Source organism: Pseudomonas sp. MH10, assembly GCF_034353045.1.
Classification (GTDB): Bacteria; Pseudomonadota; Gammaproteobacteria; order Pseudomonadales; family Pseudomonadaceae; genus Aquipseudomonas.
Map to the genome: position 1 here is coordinate 2,648,283 of NZ_CP133783.1, position 20,777 is coordinate 2,669,059.

Annotated in this window: 14 protein-coding genes; 6 read left to right on the plus strand and 8 right to left on the minus strand. The window is 53.6% G+C overall.

The genetic code is table 11. From position 1 onward, the window contains the following. Positions 1-36 precede the first annotated feature (36 nt). Together RHM59_RS11815 and RHM59_RS11820 are read right to left on the minus strand one after the other, a co-directional pair. Positions 37-1,443 carry a DUF1329 domain-containing protein gene (locus RHM59_RS11815; RefSeq protein ID WP_322286603.1) on the minus strand — a complete coding sequence of 469 codons (1,407 nt, stop codon included), beginning with the start codon at positions 1,441-1,443 and terminating at the stop codon, positions 37-39. 29 nt (positions 1,444-1,472) lie between these two features. Then, complete coding sequence (locus tag RHM59_RS11820; RefSeq protein WP_322167768.1) at positions 1,473-3,410, minus strand: DUF1302 domain-containing protein; 1,938 nt, start codon at positions 3,408-3,410, stop codon at positions 1,473-1,475. A 254-nt stretch (positions 3,411-3,664) separates the two neighbouring features. Here RHM59_RS11820 and RHM59_RS11825 point away from each other — a divergent pair, with 254 nt between their 5' ends. Then, positions 3,665-4,657 (plus strand): IS5 family transposase, encoded by a 993-nt coding sequence (locus RHM59_RS11825; protein ID WP_322165339.1) that lies wholly within the window; start codon positions 3,665-3,667, stop codon positions 4,655-4,657. Positions 4,658-4,944: 287 nt separating this feature from the next. Here the strand turns inward: RHM59_RS11825 and RHM59_RS11830 are convergent, their stop codons facing one another. Continuing rightward, a complete protein-coding gene (locus RHM59_RS11830; protein ID WP_322286604.1) occupies positions 4,945-6,627 on the minus strand; it encodes a fatty acid--CoA ligase in 1,683 nt (560 codons plus the stop codon). Positions 6,628-7,143: 516 nt separating this feature from the next. On the opposite strand from RHM59_RS11830, the gene RHM59_RS11835 reads away from it, so the two are divergent. From RHM59_RS11835 to RHM59_RS11850, 4 genes are all read left to right on the plus strand, one after another. Then, entirely contained in the window at positions 7,144-9,201 is a 2,058-nt protein-coding gene (locus RHM59_RS11835) for a type VI secretion system Vgr family protein (RefSeq protein WP_322286605.1), read from the plus strand. Between the two features lie 17 nt (positions 9,202-9,218). Next, positions 9,219-11,798, plus strand: a complete 2,580-nt coding sequence (locus tag RHM59_RS11840; protein WP_322286606.1) for a glycoside hydrolase family 19 protein — start codon at positions 9,219-9,221, stop codon at positions 11,796-11,798. Next, entirely contained in the window at positions 11,795-12,598 is an 804-nt protein-coding gene (locus RHM59_RS11845; RefSeq protein WP_322286607.1) for a hypothetical protein, read from the plus strand. The genes RHM59_RS11840 and RHM59_RS11845 overlap by 4 nt, the downstream gene beginning before the upstream one ends. A 1,017-nt stretch (positions 12,599-13,615) precedes the next feature. Next, a complete protein-coding gene (locus RHM59_RS11850) occupies positions 13,616-14,608 on the plus strand; it encodes an IS5 family transposase (protein ID WP_322286608.1) in 993 nt (330 codons plus the stop codon). Positions 14,609-15,380: 772 nt separating this feature from the next. Here RHM59_RS11850 and RHM59_RS11855 read toward each other — a convergent pair. The 5 genes from RHM59_RS11855 to RHM59_RS11875 all read right to left on the minus strand — a co-directional run bounded on the left by RHM59_RS11855 (position 15,381) and on the right by RHM59_RS11875 (position 19,382). Continuing rightward, positions 15,381-16,010 (minus strand): LysE family translocator, encoded by a 630-nt coding sequence (locus RHM59_RS11855; protein ID WP_322286609.1) that lies wholly within the window; start codon positions 16,008-16,010, stop codon positions 15,381-15,383. A gap of 148 nt (positions 16,011-16,158) precedes the next feature. Beyond that, positions 16,159-16,950, minus strand: coding sequence for an ABC transporter ATP-binding protein (locus RHM59_RS11860; protein ID WP_322286610.1), 792 nt, complete (start codon positions 16,948-16,950; stop codon positions 16,159-16,161). 18 nt (positions 16,951-16,968) lie between these two features. Further along, positions 16,969-17,721: an ABC transporter permease gene (locus RHM59_RS11865; protein ID WP_322167762.1), complete on the minus strand. Its 753-nt coding sequence runs from the start codon at positions 17,719-17,721 to the stop codon at positions 16,969-16,971. Between the two features lie 16 nt (positions 17,722-17,737). Then, positions 17,738-18,460 (minus strand): ABC transporter permease, encoded by a 723-nt coding sequence (locus RHM59_RS11870; RefSeq protein ID WP_322167761.1) that lies wholly within the window; start codon positions 18,458-18,460, stop codon positions 17,738-17,740. A 64-nt stretch (positions 18,461-18,524) separates the two neighbouring features. Then, entirely contained in the window at positions 18,525-19,382 is an 858-nt protein-coding gene (locus RHM59_RS11875; protein ID WP_322286611.1) for a transporter substrate-binding domain-containing protein, read from the minus strand. A gap of 417 nt (positions 19,383-19,799) precedes the next feature. Here RHM59_RS11875 and RHM59_RS11880 point away from each other — a divergent pair, with 417 nt between their 5' ends. Continuing rightward, on the plus strand, positions 19,800-20,765 hold the full coding sequence (locus RHM59_RS11880; protein WP_322286612.1) for a 2-hydroxyacid dehydrogenase: 966 nt from the start codon (positions 19,800-19,802) through the stop codon (positions 20,763-20,765). Positions 20,766-20,777: the final 12 nt, after the last annotated feature.

Here is a 20,777-nt window from a genome sequence, read left to right on the forward strand (position 1 = left end):
GTCAGCGGAGCGTTTTTTATGTTAACAAAGTACGGATTAACGCACGCCGGACTGACGCAACGCCGAAGGCGAAAAGTCGCTGGCACTGGCTTCGAACTTAAAGTTGTAAGCCTGCTTCTCTTCGTTCTTCATGCCTAGCGCCAGGTAACGGCCCGACTGCAGGTCATACAAGGTTTCCAGGGTGTACCACGGCACTTGCATGTTGTAGTAACTTTGAGCGTGCGCTTCAGCCACTCGCCACAGTTGACCACGGCCATCGTAATGGTCGATGACCGCAGCTTGCCAGCTGTCTTCATCAATGAAGAAGTCACGCTTGGCGTAGATATGGCGCTGGCCTTCTTTCAAGGTAGCGGTCACGTGCCAAACGCGGCGCAACTCATAGCGTGCCAAGTCTTGATTGATGTGACCTGCTTTGAGAATGTCGGCGTATTTGAGTGCTGGATCATCAAGCTTGTAGCTGTCGGACCCGATGTACATTTCCTGTTTGCCCATCAGCTTCCAGTCGTACCGATCCGGGGCGCCGTTGTACATGTCCAGATTGTCTGAAGTGCGCAAGCCATCGGCCGCAGTACCCGGACCGTCATACGACACTTGCGGTGCGCGACGAACCCGACGTTGACCCGCGTTGTAAACCCAGGCAGACCGCGGTTCTTTAACTTGGTCGAGGGTTTCGTGAACCAGTAGCACGCCGCCCGCCAGACGCGCGGGAGCGGTCACTTCCTGTTTGAAATAGAACAAAATATTGCTGGCATCGCCTGCCTTCTCATCCTCGTCCACCGGTTTAGCGGCAGCTTCGTCGCTTGCCGATTTTTTCAGGTTGTCGCGAAACACAAACTGATCGCGGAAATAAACCAGACTGAACGAGCCGTTGGCTTGAGGCGTCGCCTGAGTCACTAAACGCTGAACACTGCCGCCGCGATAGCGGGTGATGTGGTTCCAGATGACTTCGACGCCGGTTTGTGGAATCGGAAACGGCACTGCAGTTTTGAAGTTCTCAAGACCATTGCCGCCGGCCACCAGTTTGGTGTGCGTCGCGTTGGTTTTGATCGCGGCAAACACATCATCCGGCACCGTCGCGCCACGGTGCGAAGGGAACACCTTCATTTTGTAGGTATCCGGGTAGCGCTTGAACATCGCTATCTGCCCCGGTGCGAGCTTGTCTTTGTATTGATCAACGTTTTGCGCGGTGATGACGAACAAGGGTTGCTCGCTGGCATAGGGGTCAGAGAGGAAACCTTTGCTGTCCACCGTGCCTGCGTTTTTTGGCAGCGGGCTCCAGGCCGGAATGGTCCCGGCGGCGTTACCCGCTTTTTCAGCGCCCATCGGCGTCAACGTAGTGCCCAGCTTAGCGGCTTCCGTATCAGAAACCGCAGCCATGACGCCTGTCGCCAGCAACGAGAGACTCAGTACTCCGATTTGCAGCAGACCGTTTGTTATTTTCATAGTGGTAGTCGTCCTGAAAAACCGTCTTCTTAGAAGTTCACGCCGAAACTGAGTGCCACGAAATCCCGGTCATCCACGGTGCTGTAATCACCGCCAAAGAAGTTGGTGTAAGACAGGTTGGCGGTGTAGGTGTTTTGGTATTCAGCGTCCACAGCCAGGCTGATGGCTTTACGTCCTTCTTCGAAGTTACCGCCAGGGCCGGGCGAGTAACCTTTCACGTCATGGGACCAGGCCACGCTTGGTTTAAGGTTGATGCCGGCGAATACGCTGTTGTAATCCCAAATGGCGCGAGCGCGATAACCCCAGGAGTCAGAAGTCGTGTAGCCGTCGTTTTCGCAGTATTTCGATACATTGTTTTGCGAAGCGCCAGCCAACGTGCTGGTGTTAAGCGCAACACATTGGCCATTGGGTAACGGCCCCGGACCGTAACTCGGGTCACGGCCATAACGAACTTTATCCGGGCTGTCCAAACCGCCCATGTGCGTCCAACCTATTTCGCCGACGACGGTCAGTCGTTCGGCGCCCATCACCTGATCGAAGAATTGAGTGAAGGTGGTCTGCAGTTGGGTGATTTCCTTACGGCGATAGCCAGGCTGGTCGGCACCCGGCGTACCTTGCAGAGGGGAAACGTTCGGGTTCAACGGCGACAGGCCGGAATACAAAATGTCGGTAGTGTTGATTTGCACCGGAGCATTAGGACGGTAGCTGACTTCGCCTGCCCACGCAGTGCCGGTAGGCAAGGTAGTGGAGAAACTCAACCCGTATAGGCGGATATCTTCCGGGTACTCAACGTAGTAGCTGGAGTTCGCGGCCACGACCACAGGCAGCAATGTCGGCGCCAAACCGGCAGCGACCTGCACCGGAACACCGTTGCGCACCAACGAGCCGACCAAGTTGGCCGGGCTGTAGACACTGGCCGGAGCGCCTTTGCCGCTGAAAATCGGCAGACGGCTATGGTAGTTCATGAAGTACGCGCCGAACTCAGTGTCCAGCGGCTCGTAGTTATAGTGCGTGGCCAGACCAAATTGACCACTGTCTGAAGGCGTCCGGTCGGCACCACGAGCAACAACAGCGCCCTCGTCCGGGTTACCGAATTTAACCCCCTGTTGCGCCAGCGAGTTTTGGATTGCGCCACGCAACGGAGCGGGCAAGCCCGCATTGGTAAACGCGCGGTTCAGGTTGTTTTGCGTGCTGAGCACCGCGAGGTTGCTGTCACACCCCTTGGCGATCACGTCCGGTTGCGAGAAAAACGTGCCGCAGTTGTCGACCACCGTGTTGTCCCAGCCGATCTGATAAAAGCCTTCAGCCGACAGGTTCTCGGTAATGCTTTGCGACAGGTAAAACATGTTGACCGGAATCAAGCCTTCCTTGATTTCCGCGCCAGGTCGACGAAATGCCGAGACATCAATGGGGTTAATCGAGTTGATGCCGCCGCCAATAAAGGTGCTTTCACCCCAACTGACCACCTGCTTACCCAACCGTACGGTCCCAGGCTCATTGCCAATGGCATAGTTGTGGTAGACGAAGGCGTCGAGCAACTCTGCACCCGACGATTTTGCCGCTTCGTAACGGTGGTCGTTGTCGATGTTCTTGAAGTGCAAGTCGTCGTCTTGAAGCTTGAAGTCGTACCAGTATTTGCCTCGTAAAAACACACCCGTGTCGCCGTACTTCAACTCCAGGTCATGGATGCCCTTGAAGATCTTCGAGAATGTGTCACCCGCTTTAAAGTTCAGGTGACCGTCATCGGAAGTCTGTGATAAGCCCGTGCCGCCGTTGTTGGAACCAATGAGGTGTCGGTCGGGATTTTGGGTCGACCAACTGGCGCCTATGGACAGCGACGAGTCGAACTGACCTTCGATGTCACCGACGTTGAAACTAACGCCGAAGGCGGGACCGGCGAGTGTAGAGGCAAGTCCGACAGCCAGAGGCAACTTAGCCCGGCGCCAGAACTGGTTTGCTGATGTCATCGACGCTACTCCATGTGTTTTTTGTTATGGCAGAGGCTCATTCAAGAACCACTCGATGGCGCTCGAGTGTTAACGCGCATCGGGCAGCCCTAAGGCTGTAATACGAATGCGCATTTTCAAATCCGCTCTTGATGACCGCTGTCATGACTATATCCAGCAGGAGAAACCACTTGATCCCTCTAAGGAAACTCTGAAAAAGGTTTTCAAATCTGGTGAAATGTCCCCCATCACATGAGCCGAGCGGTTGCCCCCCCATGAAGCAAATTTCTTTCGCCGATGCCGAGTACGCCGGTAAACGTAAGCGAACCCGCCGTGAGATTTTCCTGAGCGAGATGGACAAGGTCGTCCCCTGGAAGGGGTTGATCGCTTTGATCGAGCCGCATTATCCAAAAGGCGAAGGGGGCCGCCCGGCGTATCCCTTGATGGCCATGTTGCGTGTGCACCTGATGCAGAACTGGTTCGGCTATAGCGATCCAGCAATGGAAGAGTCTCTTTATGAGACCACGATTCTGCGCCAGTTCGCGGGGTTGAATCTGGAACGCATTCCCGACGAAACCACGATTCTCAACTTCCGTCGCCTGCTGGAGAAAAACCATCTTGCCGGGGGAATCCTGGAGGTCATTAATGGCTACCTGGGAGACCGAGGTTTGATGCTTCGTCAGGGCACAATTGTTGATGCCACGATCATTCATGCGCCGACGTCGACCAAGAATAAAGAGGGTAAACGCGACCCCGAAATGCATCAGACCAAGAAAGGTAATCAATATTTTTTCGGGATGAAAGCGCACATCGGAGTAGACGCTGATACGGGTCTGACGCACAGCGTGGTGGGCACGGCAGCCAATGTCGCGGACGTCACTCAAGTCGATCAGTTGCTGCACGGCGAAGAGACCCATCTCTGTGGCGACGCGGGCTACACCGGCGTAGAAAAGCGGCTTGAACATGAGGGGCGCGAGATGATCTGGTCGATCTCCGCCAGGCCCAGCAGCCGCCGCAAACATGGAGAAAAAAGCGTCATTGGCCGTGCGTTGCGCAAGATTGAATACGCCAAATCGCAAACTCGGGCCAAGGTTGAGCACCCGTTTCGGGTGATCAAGCGCCAGTTTGGTTACACCAAGGTGCGGTTTCGCGGGTTGGTAAAGAACACGGCGCAGTTGGTGACACTGTTTGCACTGTCGAATCTGTGGATGGCGCGCCGACATTTGATGGAGCCTATAGGACAGGTGCGTCCGCAGTATGGAAATTAAGGGTTAATAAGTGCTTAAAACCGGCTTATTCATCAATAAAAGCCGATATTTTCGAAATTTCAGTGAAGTACTTTCTTTCGGAGCGCTTGACGCCCGATTTGCCAGAAAAAGAAGGTCTTATTTCAGACCTTCCCTAAAGTGTGATTTGTAGCGTCCACGCCTCTGGCACAGCTATTTCGACCCATCAGTCGAATTTCGCACGGACACAAAAGCGTAACGACCAGAATTGGCACGCCGAACGCGTGGCTGGAGGCTTGCCGTGCTCAGAGAGCACGGCAAATGGACACTTAGAGTGTCGAGAGGAAGGTACTGTTGGTCTTTTGCCACTCGATAATATCGAGACGGATGCGCTTCTTGTCGAGCTTGCCCACGCTGGTCTTGGGAATTTCAGTAACAAGGGCTATTTGACTGGGGATTGCCCACTTGTTGATGTGCCCCAATTCGACGAAGGGTTTCAAGTGATCCTTCAACTCCCTGGCGCAAATGCTGTGCCCATCGCGAATGACCAACAACGCAAACGGCCGCTCGCCCCACTGCGGATCGGCAATCCCCACCACCGCGACTTCGCGTATCGCCGGGTGACGACTGACCAAGTCTTCAAGGGCCAATGACGACACCCATTCCCCACCGGTCTTGATCACGTCTTTGATCCGGTCACGGATATCGATCACGCCCATGCTGTCGAGTGTGGCGACGTCGCCAGTGTGTAACCAGCCTCCGGCCCACAGCTGCGCGCCTTTTTCCGGTTCACGGTAATAGCCTTCCGTCAGCCATGGCGCACGCAGGACCAACTCGCCCTGGGTCTCGCCATCAGCGGGTAGAAAATTACCCGCCTCGTCGATGATGGCCGCGTCGACCAACACCCCCGGCACGCCGGCTTTTATTCGGTAGGTCGTGCGCTCGTCGTCGCTGCCCGCGAGCATTTCTTCATTCAAATGCGCCACGGACACCAACGGGCAAGTCTCGGACATGCCGTAAGCCGCCGTCAGTTGAATGCCTTTGGCCTTGGCCGCTTCATAGGTGGTGCGATTGAGCGCACTGCCACCGATGATGATTTTCCAGCCGGTGAAATCAGCGTCCTGCGCCGACTTGGCGTTGAGGACCATCTGCAAAATGGTCGGCACACAGTGGGAGAACGTCACCTTTTCCTTGCGCCACAACGCCACCAATAACTCGGGATCGTAACGACCCGGATAAACCTGCTTGAGCCCGAGCATCGTCGCTGCATACGGAACGCCCCACGCATGCACATGGAACATCGGGGTGATGGGCATGTAGACATCGTTGGTGCCAAGCAAGCGCACACTGTCGATGCAGCCCATGATCGTCGCCACCCCCAGGGTGTGCAGCACCAGTTGCCGGTGCGAGAAATACACGCCTTTGGGGTTACCGGTCGTACCGGTGGTGTAGAAGGTGGTCGCGACAGAGTTCTCGTCAAAATCCTCGAATTCGTAGTGGGTACTGGCTGCCGCCAACAACGCTTCGTACTCGCCGATCAAGTTGGGCAAGTCAGCGGTTTTCTCGGGAGCATCGGTCAGCAACAGCGTTTTTTCGACACAGGTCAGCTGTGGCGCCAGCGCGTTGTAGAGCCCCACGAACTCGCTGTTGACCAGCACGAACTTATCCACCGCATGGTTCATGGTGTAGAGGATTTGTTCCGGCGACAGCCGCACGTTAATCGTGTGAATCACCGCCCCAATCATCGGAATAGCAAACATGCACTCCAGATACCGGTGACTGTCCCAGTCCATCACCGCCACCGTGTCGCCCGCCTTCACCCCGGCGTTCGTTAAAACATTGGCCAGACGCGCAATACGTTCGTTAAGGGTTGGGTAGCTGTAGCGCAACGTATCGCGGTAAACAATCTCGCGAGTTTTTTCGTAGCGGCTACCTGACATCAACAGCCGCTTGATCAACAGCGGGTATTGATAGGCACCATCAGCTGGCGCAATGACACGAGTCTGCAACATACGAGTTCCTTTTTATAAGTGCACAGGCGTGGCTGAAAAATATGCACTGTAGAGACGTTGCTCGCCAGCTAAATCAGCCGAAGGGATGATTTGAGGGGTTGATGTGGATAGCGGCCTGTGGCCACTTCGAATGCCGGATTTGTTGAGGTCACGCACAATTTGCAGGAGCCAACGTGTTGGCGAGGCGGTGTGTCGGCCATACCGTCGATATTCAAACTGTGGGAGCGCGAAGCGGTCCCAATGGGCAGACTCGGTTTCAACTGAAAAAACTGAGTCGTAGGTTTTACGACTGCTGCGCAGGCGATCGCGGGCAAGCGCGTTCCAGAGTTTTCCGCAGCTAGGTGTTTACGGGCTTAAGCGCCTAAGTTTGGGGCCGCTTTGCTGTAGTTATTATCCTTAGGAAATTACCCACGCTCGTGCCGGAATCCCCCTACAACCTATTTCAGCAAAGACGTATATATATCTATATTTTGCTACCGGACACTTCCCGGGTCCTTCCTCTCAGAAGCCCCGTCAATGTCCAATGCCCCGAAATTCAGCCTCAGTGTTCAAGGAAATGAACAACGCGACTTGCTCGTTTTAGCCTTCGAGGCTGAGGAAGCAATCAGCGCCCCGTATGAGATCGTCGTCGACGTTGTGACCGAAAGACCGCCTCGGGAGTTGGCAAGTCTGCTTCATAAACAAGCTTATCTATCGTTCGGTGATCAGGGGTTGCACGGTCACATCTACTCGATCGCTCACGTGAAGACTGGTAGGCGGCTAAGTCACTATCAGATAGTCATCGTTCCGTTTCTTCGCTACCTGCAACACGCAAAAAATAGTCGGATTTTCCAGGGGCTCACGGTCGAAGAAACGATCCGCGACGTGCTCAAAGGCCACTGGCTGCTGAACGGGCCGCACGTGCAATTCAACATTGGTCCTGAAAAACCAATCCCTCGTGAGTGTTGCGTCCAGTACCAGGAAACCGACCTCCACTTTCTAAGCCGCTTGTGCGAAGAGGAAGGCTACTTCTACTACTTCGAACACTCGCCGGACGGTCATCAGCTGATTTTTGCCGACCAGGAAACCGAGTTTTACCGTAAGCACACGTCGCCATTGATGGTTCCGTTCATCCCTATAAATGGAATGGCCGCAGCACATCCTGTGATTCAGGATTTCAGCGTACGCGTTGAAACACGCACCAGCCGTGTAGTTCATCGCGATTACGATTTCGAAAAAGCGCACTTCTTGTTGGAGTCAGTCAAGGATTCGGAAGTATTTTCGAACCTGGAAGACAATATCTATCCTGGCCAATTTTTTAAGCTTCCAGACGGCTCCGTGCGAGTAAACCGGGCGCTAGAGCGGCATCGGGCGGATTTCAAACTTGCTGAAGGTCAGAGTGATCAACCGCTATTACGCAGCGCTATGCCCTTTCGGATGGAGGCACATTCCGACCCTGATTGGAACGCAACCTGGGTGCTCCGCTCGGTACACCACAGTGGACGAGCCCCTCACATCCTTGAAGAGTACGCTGAAGCTGATAGCCGTCTAGAACCCGGCCGTATCGCTCAGGGCTATCGCAATACCTTCACGGCTATTCCTGAAAAAGTCCAATTTCGACCAGCCCTCAAACATCCAAAACCGACAGTACTGGGTGCGCAGACAGCGGTGGTAGTTGGCCCCGAAAATGACGAAATTCATTGTGATCAGTATGGCCGGATAAAAATCCGCTTCCATTGGGAACGTAATGACAGTGACACCCCCCCTCCAACCAGTCGCTGGGTAAGGGTACGCGGTAGTTTTAGTGGCGACGGATTCGGCATCGTTGTCCTCCCTCGGGTGGGCATGGAGGTCGTGGTCGACTTCATGAACGGTAATCCGGATGACCCGATTGTCATCGGGTGCGTTCCAAACAACGTCAATCCCACACCGTATGAATTGCCGGCCAACAAAACCAAAAGCGTTTTCCGTAGCCGCAGCTCTCCCGATGGAACCGCTGGTAATGAACTCCACCTGGATGACAAAAGCGGCGATGAACTGATCTACCTCCACGCCCAGCGCGACATGGAGCAGTTGGTTCAGAACGATTTGCGAATCGAAGTCGGCAATGAACGCCTGGAAACAATTAAAGGCAAGAGCACAACGGTGATCAAGGGCGACGAACATCGCACGGTCACACAGGATCGCAAAGTGAACCTCGCGGCGGGCGACAACCTGAACGTAGCCAACAACAGCCACACCCGCGTAGGCCAAGTGCTGGTGGTCGAAGCCGGAGTCGAGGTTCACTTCACGGGCGGCCAAAACCTGGTATTCGATGCAGGCGAAAGCTTTTCGATGAAGGCCGGAGGTCATCATCTCCTCATGAATTCAGCAGGAATTTTTACCAGTACCGCCATTCTTCCCGGCGGTGTGCCGATACCAGGGTCCCCCGTGAATCCTCTGTCGCCAGGCGCGGTAAATCCTCTGGTCGCAGGACATTTTGACGTTTCACGCCAGGATCTGACAACGCGTGCGACACCTCTAACAGCCAGCTCCCGCGCATCGGCGTCCGCCACCCCAAAAGCCTGCGATCTCGACAACCTGTTCTCCGATTGACCTACCGGAATCTCACTATGCAAACCTTTCAATTCCCGATCCGCAAGGCGGATGGCAAACCCTTTGCTGACGCCGAGCAACTGCATCAACTGCTGGAAAAAGAAACGTCGGGGTTCTACTTATTGAGCAAAAGCGGCTTCTGGCACGGCGGTATTCATATCAGCAATGAAAGCGCCCCGCACTGCGTCCACAACGAACCGGTGCGCTGCATCGCCGACGGTGAAGTGGTCGCATACCGCTTGAATGCCGACTACCTCGATTCCCAGTTCGAACAGGACGCAAGTTGCCTGCAACTGAAATACTCCACCTCGTTTTGCCTAGTCCGCCACACTTATCAGTCACCGCCCAATCCCGAAGAAGGGCCCAACCACGGCAAGCAAAACAGCCTGACCTTTTACAGCCTGTACATGCACCTGCTGCCCTTCGAACGCTATCCGAATGATGACCCGACCTACGCCAACCGCGTGCAAGTCGGTTTCGGCGACCGCGCAGCCCGCAATGTGCCCTTGGGTGAACCCGGCAGTAAAAAGATCGGGGTGATCCTCGCTGGCAGCGTGTTCGACATTCTTGAAGAGCGAGAAGGCGCCGAAGGCTATCGCTTTGCCAAAGGCCGCCTTGTCTGGGCACCACCCGACGGTCCATTCAAACCCGGTGCAGAACTCTGGTTCGCCAGCCACCAACACGGGCAACCCATCACCCCAGATAACTGTCGGTTGCTGTTGGCCAAGGTGCTGCCACCTGCGCGAGCCCGACCTGTGTATTGGCAAGGCATGGTTGAAGCCCGCGTGCGGCAGTTCCACGGGTTGGACATGCATCGCGCGCCCGTGAACGACGAACCGGGCGCCCGCTACGGCGTGCGGGAACAATTACCCTCGGGCTATACCTTTCGTTTTGATAACGCACACACCGTGTTGGTCAACGCACCGGATGGCACCCGACGGCCCATGGCGCGCTGCACCATTGCCCCGACCACCATCAGAGGCGAGCCTCTCATTCAAGCGTTTTGGGCCTACGTGGATGACATTGAGCTGGAGTTTCCGCGCACTGAGCCGGTCGGTCTGGACAGCGTTATCGTTCCCGAAAAACCGATCCCGATCAAAGCTGGCGCCCCGGTGGGTTACTTGGGGTTGTACGAAACACCCGCCAAAACCGGCAAGACATCCAAACACAAAGTGCACGTGGAAGTCTTCACCTGCGACCCGAACCTCGACGCTTTTCTCAGCAACGAAGCGGGCCTTAAACAGGGCAAGCAATACCTTCACGTACCCAAGTTGCAAGCGGACATCGTGGCTCAGGACACCGAAAGCGAACTCCGGAGATTTCTGTTTCAAGACCATGTGTTTGACCTGAACAAGCTGCCGGTCGTAAACGACAAAAACGGTGCTCCCGCCTACAAGATCAACGTTCAGGAAAAGGTCGCCACCCCCAAGGCGCCGATCCGTAACTTTGAAGCATTGATCAGTAAACAGGGTGTACAGGACGGCACGACCAAGGCCCAGATCGTCAGCCAATACAACCTCAAAGCGCTCGGCTTCCAAGTGGTCGAGCAAGGTGCCAATACCTGTAGCCCGTTGATTTCGGGGAAGGTGTGTAATTTCTATAAACACCTGCACGCTTTGGCCGACGTCAATCACGACGGAGATGTCAGCGCCGAAGAACTGCGGCTGACACTGAGAAACCCCGGGTTCAGAAATCGCTGGTCAAAACTCATCACCCACCACCACACCGAATGGCAAACCACCGCCGACGCTGCCAACTGGCAAGCGTTTCGGGACCGTCTGAGTCACGACCCTGAGTGGCTGCGGCATGAGAGTGAGCGGATTAATAACTTGGTGTTTTGGGATGAAGTAGCGGAGAAGGTTGGACTGCCCAAGGATGGATGGGTTTCTTATTTTCATCCGGTGGAGTTTGTTGGGGCTATCTCACCGATGCGTCGATACGAGTTTACTGTCGATTTTTTAGAAACAGTGTTAGGGAAGACGGGGGATTGGTTTACTGGTGTTGGCGGAGACAAAACCTTTAGGGAAATATTTAAAGCAAACTACCCTAACCTATTTAATTTTGACAAATATAAATTTGTCGAACTATTAAATAAGGCGCTCAGCAAATATGGTATCAATAGCGGCTATCAACGAGCCCATTTTATTGCGCAGTGCTTTCATGAATCTGCACACTTTGAAACAACAATAGAGTTCGCATCAGGTGAAGGATACAATCCTGGCCGTCATACCGCAGCTGAAAAAAATGGTAACTCCGTGATCGGGGATGGTCCACGATATAGAGGGAGGGGATTAATCCAACTAACATGGAAAAATAATTATCAAAGATATTCCGATTTTAGAGGTGTAGACTTTGTCGCCAATCCAGACGAAATTGGAGCAGATATGTTTAACGCAATAGACGTATCTTGTTGGTATTGGAGATACAGTGGTGCGATATACTCCAAGCATAATTCTCGCGGAGATATCAATATTTTAATTGATAACGAAAACAGCAACGTTGAATTAGTGACTCTTGCAGTGAATGGTGGGCGCAATGGATTGCAAGAAAGGGAAAAAATATTTAAGTTGATAAAACAAGAATGGAGCTTAGAGTGAATACTGTAGCAGGGATCATTCAAGCTTTGAGAGCAAATGGGAGCGCAGTGCTGCGACTAAGTATCGTATTCACTCTTTTCATCAGTCGATTTGCGATTGCGGGAAATACACCGATGGTCTCTAACTTGATCGTTGACTATCCAAATGTCAGGATATTATCCTGCGATATTATAACGTGTGAACCGTTGAAATTATCCAACGTTTTTTTGGATGAATGGAATGACAGCTCCCTATCTTTGGTTGATATCAATCTTGATGGTCACTTAGATATTATATTGACGCGTACTGGAGACGTGAATTTATGCTCTGTCGCCTATAGCGTTGATCGTCATGCCCGAACACTGTCAGCAATAAACATTGACTCTTTATGCAACTATCGACTAGAACATGAGTATCTTATAAGTACTTATCGCACAGGTGCCAAATGGTTTGAAGATATTTATCGCATCAAAGATGGGGTCTTCCATATCTATATAAGAGACGAATGCTTAGATTGCGACTACATCAATCGTACACTGTATACGGCAAAAGGAAAGCAGGAAATGTTAGTTACCAGTAATGATAACTTTCAGGAACGCTTATTAAAAAAGGCTAAAGTATTATCCGAAAGGGCTAGCCTTTACTCTTCTCCTAGCAGCAAACATCGCACTAAAGCATACTTAATAATTGGTGACGAGATATTTCTGAGTGGTTATTTTTCAGAGAAGGCTGAATCGTGGTTCTATGTACGGTATGAAAACATCAATGGCCGTTCAATATCACGCTGGATAAAAGAGAGCGACTTGGAAATTATTAATTAATTTTGGATTCCGAGAAGGTCGAATGTGGAAGACAAGCTCAAATATATTGCTGAGTTCATTCTGGTTATTATTCTTGTTGCCGGTGCATGCTGACGACGAACTTTATGTAGCCCCGGCGAGGATCCTTATTTCAGTTGCCGATTGGATCGTAATTTAATTTGCTAATAGCTCCATATATTTAAAATGGTGAATAGTGTTTTTACTTAAAGCAAACTACCAATAATATGGAATCTTCCTTAACGGTTGTTTTGGGGGGTATGGAATTTGTTCTTATTTCTGACCTATTACGCATCAACTGAGTAAATTTAAGTTGCTAAAGATTGCGAAGTCGTTTTGACCTCGGAAGGATTTCTTAGAGGCAGGCTGGGTGTTGGTGAAATCTTAAGAATTAAACATTAGCGGGTGGTTGAAGTGTGATGATTTACATGGGTGCTAATGTTAGATCATTACAGATGAAATTTCTCATCAACCAAAAACCATTTAGCCTACCCCGTCCTGGATCAGCCGCTGAGCAGGTAGACGCTATCACCAAAGCAATCAACGAATTTACGAGTAGCTGCGCCTTGCGGAAAGCAAACTTGTCAGGATCTACGGCGAGAATAACATCTTTGAAAAATTTTAAGCTTATCTTAACTTTATTACTGAGTTTTTCCATTACCCCCATAGTTCTAGGATCGAACTCTGAGGAGCATCATTATACAGGCGAACTGCACCCGCCTGTAATAGCTTCACGCGGCGACGACAAGATAGTGGTTTTCTTATTTTAACAAATTTAAAAATTTAATCACTTCACACAATGTTGCTCAGGGGGATATCTATTATTACTTCCCTTTATCCAATCAGCTTCGGCATGTATGGAAATTAGAAGCCGATGAAATCATTTCAGTCTTTTTCTATACTTGGAAGGCATCCGGAATAGGGGGGAATCACTTTTCATCATATCTAAGGAAACTCTGAAAAAGGTTTTCAAATCTGGTGAAATGTCCCCCATCACATGAGCCGAGCGGTTGCCCCCCCATGAAGCAAATTTCTTTCGCCGATGCCGAGTACGCCGGTAAACGTAAGCGAACCCGCCGTGAGATTTTCCTGAGCGAGATGGACAAGGTCGTCCCCTGGAAGGGGTTGATCACCTTGATCGAGCCGCATTATCCAAAAGGCGAAGGGGGCCGCCCGGCGTATCCCTTGGTGGCCATGTTGCGTGTGCACCTGATGCAGAACTGGTTCGGCTATAGCGATCCAGCAATGGAAGAGTCTCTTTATGAGACCACGATTCTGCGCCAGTTCGCGGGGTTGAATCTGGAACGCATTCCCGACGAAACCACGATTCTCAACTTCCGTCGCCTGCTGGAGAAAAACCATCTTGCAGGGGGAATCATGGAGGTCATTAATGGCTACCTGGGAGACCGAGGTTTGATGCTTCGTCAGGGCACAATTGTTGATGCCACGATCATTCATGCGCCGACGTCGACCAAGAATAAAGAGGGTAAACGCGATCCCGAAATGCATCAGACCAAGAAAGGTAATCAATATTTTTTCGGGATGAAAGCGCACATCGGAGTAGACGCTGATACGGGTCTGACGCACAGCGTGGTGGGCACGGCAGCCAATGTCGCGGACGTCACTCAAGTCGATCAGTTGCTGCACGGCGAAGAGACCCATCTCTGTGGCGACGCGGGCTACACCGGCGTAGAAAAGCGGCTTGAACATGAGGGGCGCGAGATGATCTGGTCGATCTCCGCCAGGCCCAGCAGCCGCCGCAAACATGGAGAAAAAAGCGTCATTGGCCGTGCGTTGCGCAAGATTGAATACGCCAAATCGCAAACTCGGGCCAAGGTTGAGCACCCGTTTCGGGTGATCAAGCGCCAGTTTGGTTACACCAAGGTGCGGTTTCGCGGGTTGGTAAAGAACACGGCGCAGTTGGTGACACTGTTTGCACTGTCGAATCTGTGGATGTCGCGCCGACATTTGATGGAGCCTATAGGACAGGTGCGTCCGCAGTATGGAAATTAAGGGTTAATAAGTGCTTAAAACCGGCTTATTCATCAATAAAAGCCGATATTTTCGAAATTTCAGTGAAGTACTTTCTTTCGGAGCGCTTGACGCCCGATTTGCCAGAAAAAGAAGGTCTTATTTCAGACCTTCCCTAAAGATGTGAGATCTGGCAGATCATATGAAGGGTTCTATTATTCCGTAACTGAGTTTCCTTTAATAAAAGAAAACGGGCACTTGGGGCTTGCCTTCTTTCCAGGAGACCACCAAGATGAAAAACTGCAAAACTGCAAAACTGCAAAACTGCAAAACTGCAAAACTGCAAAACTGCAAAACTGCTTTGACGGTATGGATTTAGAAAACAACAAACGAATTTCCTGTAGTCTTAAGGACGCAAGTAGCATCAAAGCATATCTTAAATTACAGGACGCGCGACAATTGGAAGTCAACAAAAAACGATAGCGGACGTGGTTGCGAACTACGCCTGCGAATAACTACTATAGGAAAGGATTGAGTGGAAATCGGTTTCATACACTGCACCGCCACTTATTTGAAAACGGTAAGAGTTATTTTAATGCATACGCATAATAAACGGCGCTGACGGAGCGCCGATTCGAACATTACGTTTAAAAATTCGAAGAATAATGTTACTCAGCATGAGAGAGACGGTCTATTTTCCCAACGAAACAACAGCCGGGATTTTACGACTGCTGCGCAGCCGATCGCGGGCAAGCGCGCTCCTACATGCGGCCTGGCCCTAGTCCGACTTGCCTGTGAATGGACCCGTCCCCCCTCAATGCACCGAAGTAAACGCCAACTTAACCCCCAACGCGACCAAGACCACACCCATGGTCCGATCAAACCAGTGACCCATCCGTGCAAACCCTGCACGCACCCGTTCCTGGCTGAACAACCGCGCTACCAGGCAAAACCACACCCCGGTGGCGAGGGCGAGGTAGAGGCCGTAGCCCGCTTGCACCACCAGCGGGGTGTGCGGGTTGATGACGACGGTGAACAACGAGAGGAAAAACAATGTGGCTTTGGGGTTGAGGCCGTTGGTGACGAATCCGCTGGTGAAGGCACCGCGGGCGGTGCGTTCGCCCACGGGCAGTTTGATCGGGGCGTCGGTGGCGCTGGCGGGTTTGGCGCGCAGGGCTTTGATGCCGATGTACAGCAAGTACGCGGCGGCGGCCCATTTGAGGGCGTTGAACAAGACGATGGATTGCGAAACGATCAGGCCGATGCCCAATAGCGAATAACCCACGTGCAGGAAAATCGCGGTGCCGACGCCCATGGCGGTCCAGGTGCCGGCTTTGCGGCCGTGGGTGACGCTTTCGCGGACCACGACGGCGAAATCCGGGCCGGGGCTGGCGACGGCGAGCAGGTGAATCAGGGCAACGGTTAAAAATTCCGTCCAGTACATGGGAGCCTCCGCATCGAGCGTAAATTTTGTGAGCAAACAGTAAAGCGTTCGCCACAGTACGCCTTCACTGCTCGGTGCCATAGGTACAGTTGCGCAGCAATGGAGCGAAGCAGGTGCGGGCAATCAAACCCGCGCCCTGCCCGCACAATCAGTCGGTGTTGCGCTGGTTATGGCTGGAAACGAACTGACGGAAACGCTCAGTCGGCAGGCCTTCAAACAGCTCAGCCGGGGTGCCTTGTACGTCAACTAACCCGCCGTGCATATAAATGACCCGGTTCGACACATGGCGTGCAAAGCCCATTTCGTGAGTCACCACCAACATCGTCCGGCCTTCTTCGGCCAATGAGCGCATGACCCGCAGCACTTCGCCCACCAGTTCGGGATCGAGGGCTGAGGTGGGTTCGTCGAACAGCATGACTTGCGGGTTCATCGCCAAGGCCCGGGCGATGGCCACGCGCTGTTGCTGGCCGCCGGACAAATGCGCGGGGTAGTAATCGCGGTGCTCATACAGGCCGACTTTGTGCAGCAACTGTTCAGCGTCTTCGATGCACTCGGCACGCGGGCGTTTGAGCACACGCATCGGGCCTTCGATGACGTTTTGCAGCACGGTCATGTGCGACCACAGGTTGAAGTTCTGAAACACCATGCCTAAGCGGCTGCGCATCCGTTCAACCTGGCGGGCGTTACTGGGCAGCAGGCGGCCATCGCGGTGACGGGCCATTTCAATCGCCTCGCCGTCCAGGCTGATAGAGCCTTCGTCTGGGGTTTCCAGCAGATTGATGCAGCGCAAAAAGGTGCTTTTGCCCGAGCCGCTGGCACCAAGAATCGAGATCACATCGCCTTTGTGCGCGTCCAGGGAAATGCCCTTGAGCACGTGGGCTGAGCCGTAGGATTTTTGAATGTTGCTCACCGACAGGGCGGTGTTTGATTGAGACGTCATGACCAGCTCCGCAGCGAATTAGGGATGAGTGGGTGATGTAACGGCCGTCTTTGATTTAGGCGTTTTCGGCGAAGCCCCCGCAGGTCGTTCACGAAGATGAGGCGAAAGACGGTGCTCGATCCAGGCCACCGCACGCACCACCAGAAAGTTCAGGACCAGATAAATCAACGCGGCGCAGAGGAACACTTCCATGGTCCGGTAGGTGCGTTGGATGATTTGCTGAGCGACGCCGGTGACGTCCCACACCGTGACCAGACTGGCCAGCGCGGTGGATTTGACCAGCAGAATTGCTTCCGTTGAATACGCCGGCAGCGCCTGACGCAATGTCACCGGCGCAATAATCCGATACAACAAGGCCCACGGCGACATGCCAATGGCCTGCCCCGCTTCGATCTGCCCATGGGGCACGCTGAGCAGACCGCCCCGGATGATTTCAGCGGTGTAGCCGGCCGTACACATGGCGAGGGAAAGTACCGCGCACCCGTAGGGAGATTTCAGCACTACCCACATGAAACTGTCGCGAACCGCCGGAAATTGACCGAGGCCGTAATAGATCAGGAACATCTGGATCAGCAGCGGCGTACCGCGAAAGATCATGATGTAGAAACGTGCCGGGTAGCTAAGGATGGCCCAGCGGCTTACACGCATGGCGACGATGCCTAGGGAAAGGGTCAGGCCCAGCACCAGCGAGCAGAAAAATAACGTCAGGGTGGTGGGCAGAGCGGCCAGCAATTTGAGCATGGTGTCGGCGAGAAAGGCGAAATCGATCATGGGATATTCTCCTGCCTCAAGACTGTGTAGGGCTGCGGCGCTGGGTACGGCGCACGCGAGCTTCAGCGATATTGAAAATGCGACCCGAGAGCCCGGTGAGGACCAGGTACAGCGCGCCGCCAACGATGTAGAACGTAAAATATTGCCGGGTCGAACCGGCCGCGACTTGGCTGGCGCGCATCAACTCAACTAAACCGATCACCGAAATCAGCGCCGAATCCTTCAGGCTCATTTGCATCACGTTGCCCAGACCCGGCAGCGCGTAACGCATGATTTGCGGGATCAATACCCGCCTGATGCGCATGGCTTTGGTCATGCCAATGGCCAACGCGGCTTCCAGCTCACCCTTGGGCACCGCAATGAAGGCGCCGCGATAGACTTCCGCCTGATACGACGCGGAGATCAGTCCTACTGCAATGGCGCCCACCAGAAACGGTGGGACATCAATGTAACCGTCAGCCCCAAACCAGTGGCCGACCGCAGACACCACGGTTGCGCCGCCGAAATAGAACAAATAGATAACCAACAGCTCGGGAATGCCACGGAACAGAATCGAGTACAGATCCCCCAAGCCCCGAAACACGCGTCGACGGGATAGCTTCGCCGCGGCAATCACACCGCCGATCAATGCGCCGATCAACAATGCCGCCAGCGTCAACAACAGTGTGGTGCCAGCGGCCTTGAGCAACGCCATGCCCCAACCCGTCTCACCGAAGCTCAGCATCTGCAAGAGATTCATATACAGGTTCCTGCGAGTCGCTTATTTGAATCCCGGCGCCGTTAAGGCGCCAGGTACGCCAGCCTCACGATTTCGGAGTCAAATCCAGCTTGAACCACTTTTCGCTGAGCTTTTTAACTGTGCCGTCAGCCAATGCTTCTTTCAGCGCAGCATCAAACTTGGCTTTCAAATCTGCATCTTTCTGACGGAAACCCAAGGCTTCGCCATCGCCCCAAATCGGGCCGGCAATCTGTGGACCGGTGTAGGCGAGGTTTTTGTTTTCCGGCTTGTCCATCAGTGAGTTCAAGAAGGTCACGTCGTCGAAATCCACATCGATTCGACCAGCCTGCAAGTCTAGAATCGCTTCTGCCGAGCTGCTGTATTCACGAATAGTGGCGACGTCTTTGAACTGTTCATCAATGAACGGGGTGTAGACCGTGCCCGATGCAATACCGATGGTTTTGCCCTTCAGCGCAGCCCGCAAATCTTCAACACTGGCGCGGACCTTTTTAGCATCGGTACCCAATGTGATGCCGTCTGCCTGACCGGTTTTACCCGGCAGCAGTTTTGCGTCCAGGGCGACGAAGCTCGCCGGGGTGCTCGCATACGGAATCGAGAAGGCCATGACTTGTTGGCGCTCTGGCGTGATCACGATCGCGTCCATCAGCACGTCGAACTTGCCCGAGTTCAGGCTGGCAATCATCCCATCCCAGTTCTGCACGACCACGTTGCATTTCAGTTTCATCCGCTGGCAGAGGATGTCCATCAGCTCAGGCTCGAAACCGCCAATCTTGCCGCCCGGCAGCGTCAGGTTCCAAGGCTCGTACGCGCCTTCGGTGGCGATGTTCACCGACGTCCAGTCTTTGGCATGCACAACCGGCATAAACGCCAGTGCCGCTGCACTCACAGCTACAAATCCAAACCAACTGATTTTCTTCGACATCGTCATCCTTCCCGCCTAAGCCAAATGAGAACGTGGTGCATAAAACACCACAACCTGTGGTCCCCTATGCTTGTACATACAGGTACTAGCAATTTAAACGCCAACTCTGAGAAAAACCGTCTCAAAAAGTAACCAGGCCCCAGGCCTGACAGGTCTTGAGACCGCTTTTGACTGTAGCTCGTTCTGGGAGAGTCTCGGGAAGCGCACTAAATCGTGGACCGAACGTTACTTTCCGAACCAAAAGTGTGCCATGAGGATGAATTGCGCCCATTTGTAGGAGTCAGCTTGCTGGCGAGAGTTTGACGCGATCTGTCTGACAGGTCTCGTCGCCAACGAGTTGGCTCTACAAGGCATTGAGGGTAAGGTAACTGCCGCCGTTTCTGCCACCCTTTCACTTTCGCCAGGAGCCCAGAGCACATGAGCAGCCAATACAAAGCGGTTTTTCTCGACCACACCTCTCTTGACCTTGGCGACCTCGACTTCAGTGCGCTGCGGGAAAACTTCAGCGATTTGCAGTTGCACAGCAGCAGTGCGCCGCAGCAGATCATCGAGCGTTTGCAGGGTGCGCAGGTCGCGATTACTAACAAGACCGTGATCGACGCCAACGCATTCGCTGCGTGCCCGGACCTGAAACTGGTGTTGATTACCGCTACCGGTACCAATAACGTCGACTTGGCAGCGGCCCGGGAACACGGGGTGGTGGTGTGTAATTGCCAAGGTTATGGCACGCCGTCCGTGGCGCAACACACTTTAATGTTGCTGCTCGCGCTGGCCACACGCCTGCCGGATTATCAGAGCGCTGTACAGCACGGTCGCTGGCAGCAAGCGAAGCAGTTTTGCCTGCTGGACTTCCCGATCGTCGAACTGGAAGGCAAAACCTTGGGCTTGTTGGGCCATGGCGAGCTGGGCGGCGCAGTGGCGAAGCTGGCTGAAGCTTTTGGAATGCGCGTTCTGCTCGGGCAAATTCCCGGCCGCCCTGCCCGCCCGGACCGCGTGCCGCTGAACGAGCTACTGCCGCAAGTGGATGCATTGACCTTGCACTGCCCGCTCAACGAGCACACTCAAAACATGATCGGCGCCCACCAACTGGCACTGCTCAAGCCCCATGCGTTCGTAATCAACACCGCGCGCGGCGGCCTGATAAATGAGCAGGCGCTCGCCGATGCGCTGCGCAACGGTCACCTTGGCGGCGCCGCTACTGATGTGCTTACGGTTGAGCCACCGGTCGATGGCAATCCTTTATTGGCGGGTAACATTCCTCGATTAATTGTGACGCCACACAATGCCTGGGGCAGTCGCGAGGCGCGCCAACGGATTGTCGGCCAGCTCATTGAAAACGTTCAGGCGCACCAGGCAGGAACGCCGCGACGTGTCGTCAGCTGACACGCTGGCCCA

Coding starts and splice junctions, on each gene's coding strand:
- RHM59_RS11875 (WP_322286611.1), bottom strand. CDS start 19,382: ATGTCGAAGAAAATCAGTTGGTTTGGATTTGTAGCTGTGAGTGCAGCG.
- RHM59_RS11855 (WP_322286609.1), bottom strand. CDS start 16,010: ATGTACTGGACGGAATTTTTAACCGTTGCCCTGATTCACCTGCTCGCC.
- RHM59_RS11830 (WP_322286604.1), bottom strand. CDS start 6,627: ATGTTGCAGACTCGTGTCATTGCGCCAGCTGATGGTGCCTATCAATAC.
- RHM59_RS11850 (WP_322286608.1), top strand. CDS start 13,616: ATGAAGCAAATTTCTTTCGCCGATGCCGAGTACGCCGGTAAACGTAAG.
- RHM59_RS11815 (WP_322286603.1), bottom strand. CDS start 1,443: ATGAAAATAACAAACGGTCTGCTGCAAATCGGAGTACTGAGTCTCTCG.
- RHM59_RS11835 (WP_322286605.1), top strand. CDS start 7,144: ATGTCCAATGCCCCGAAATTCAGCCTCAGTGTTCAAGGAAATGAACAA.
- RHM59_RS11880 (WP_322286612.1), top strand. CDS start 19,800: ATGAGCAGCCAATACAAAGCGGTTTTTCTCGACCACACCTCTCTTGAC.
- RHM59_RS11865 (WP_322167762.1), bottom strand. CDS start 17,721: ATGATCGATTTCGCCTTTCTCGCCGACACCATGCTCAAATTGCTGGCC.
- RHM59_RS11860 (WP_322286610.1), bottom strand. CDS start 16,950: ATGACGTCTCAATCAAACACCGCCCTGTCGGTGAGCAACATTCAAAAA.
- RHM59_RS11870 (WP_322167761.1), bottom strand. CDS start 18,460: ATGAATCTCTTGCAGATGCTGAGCTTCGGTGAGACGGGTTGGGGCATG.
- RHM59_RS11820 (WP_322167768.1), bottom strand. CDS start 3,410: ATGACATCAGCAAACCAGTTCTGGCGCCGGGCTAAGTTGCCTCTGGCT.
- RHM59_RS11825 (WP_322165339.1), top strand. CDS start 3,665: ATGAAGCAAATTTCTTTCGCCGATGCCGAGTACGCCGGTAAACGTAAG.
- RHM59_RS11840 (WP_322286606.1), top strand. CDS start 9,219: ATGCAAACCTTTCAATTCCCGATCCGCAAGGCGGATGGCAAACCCTTT.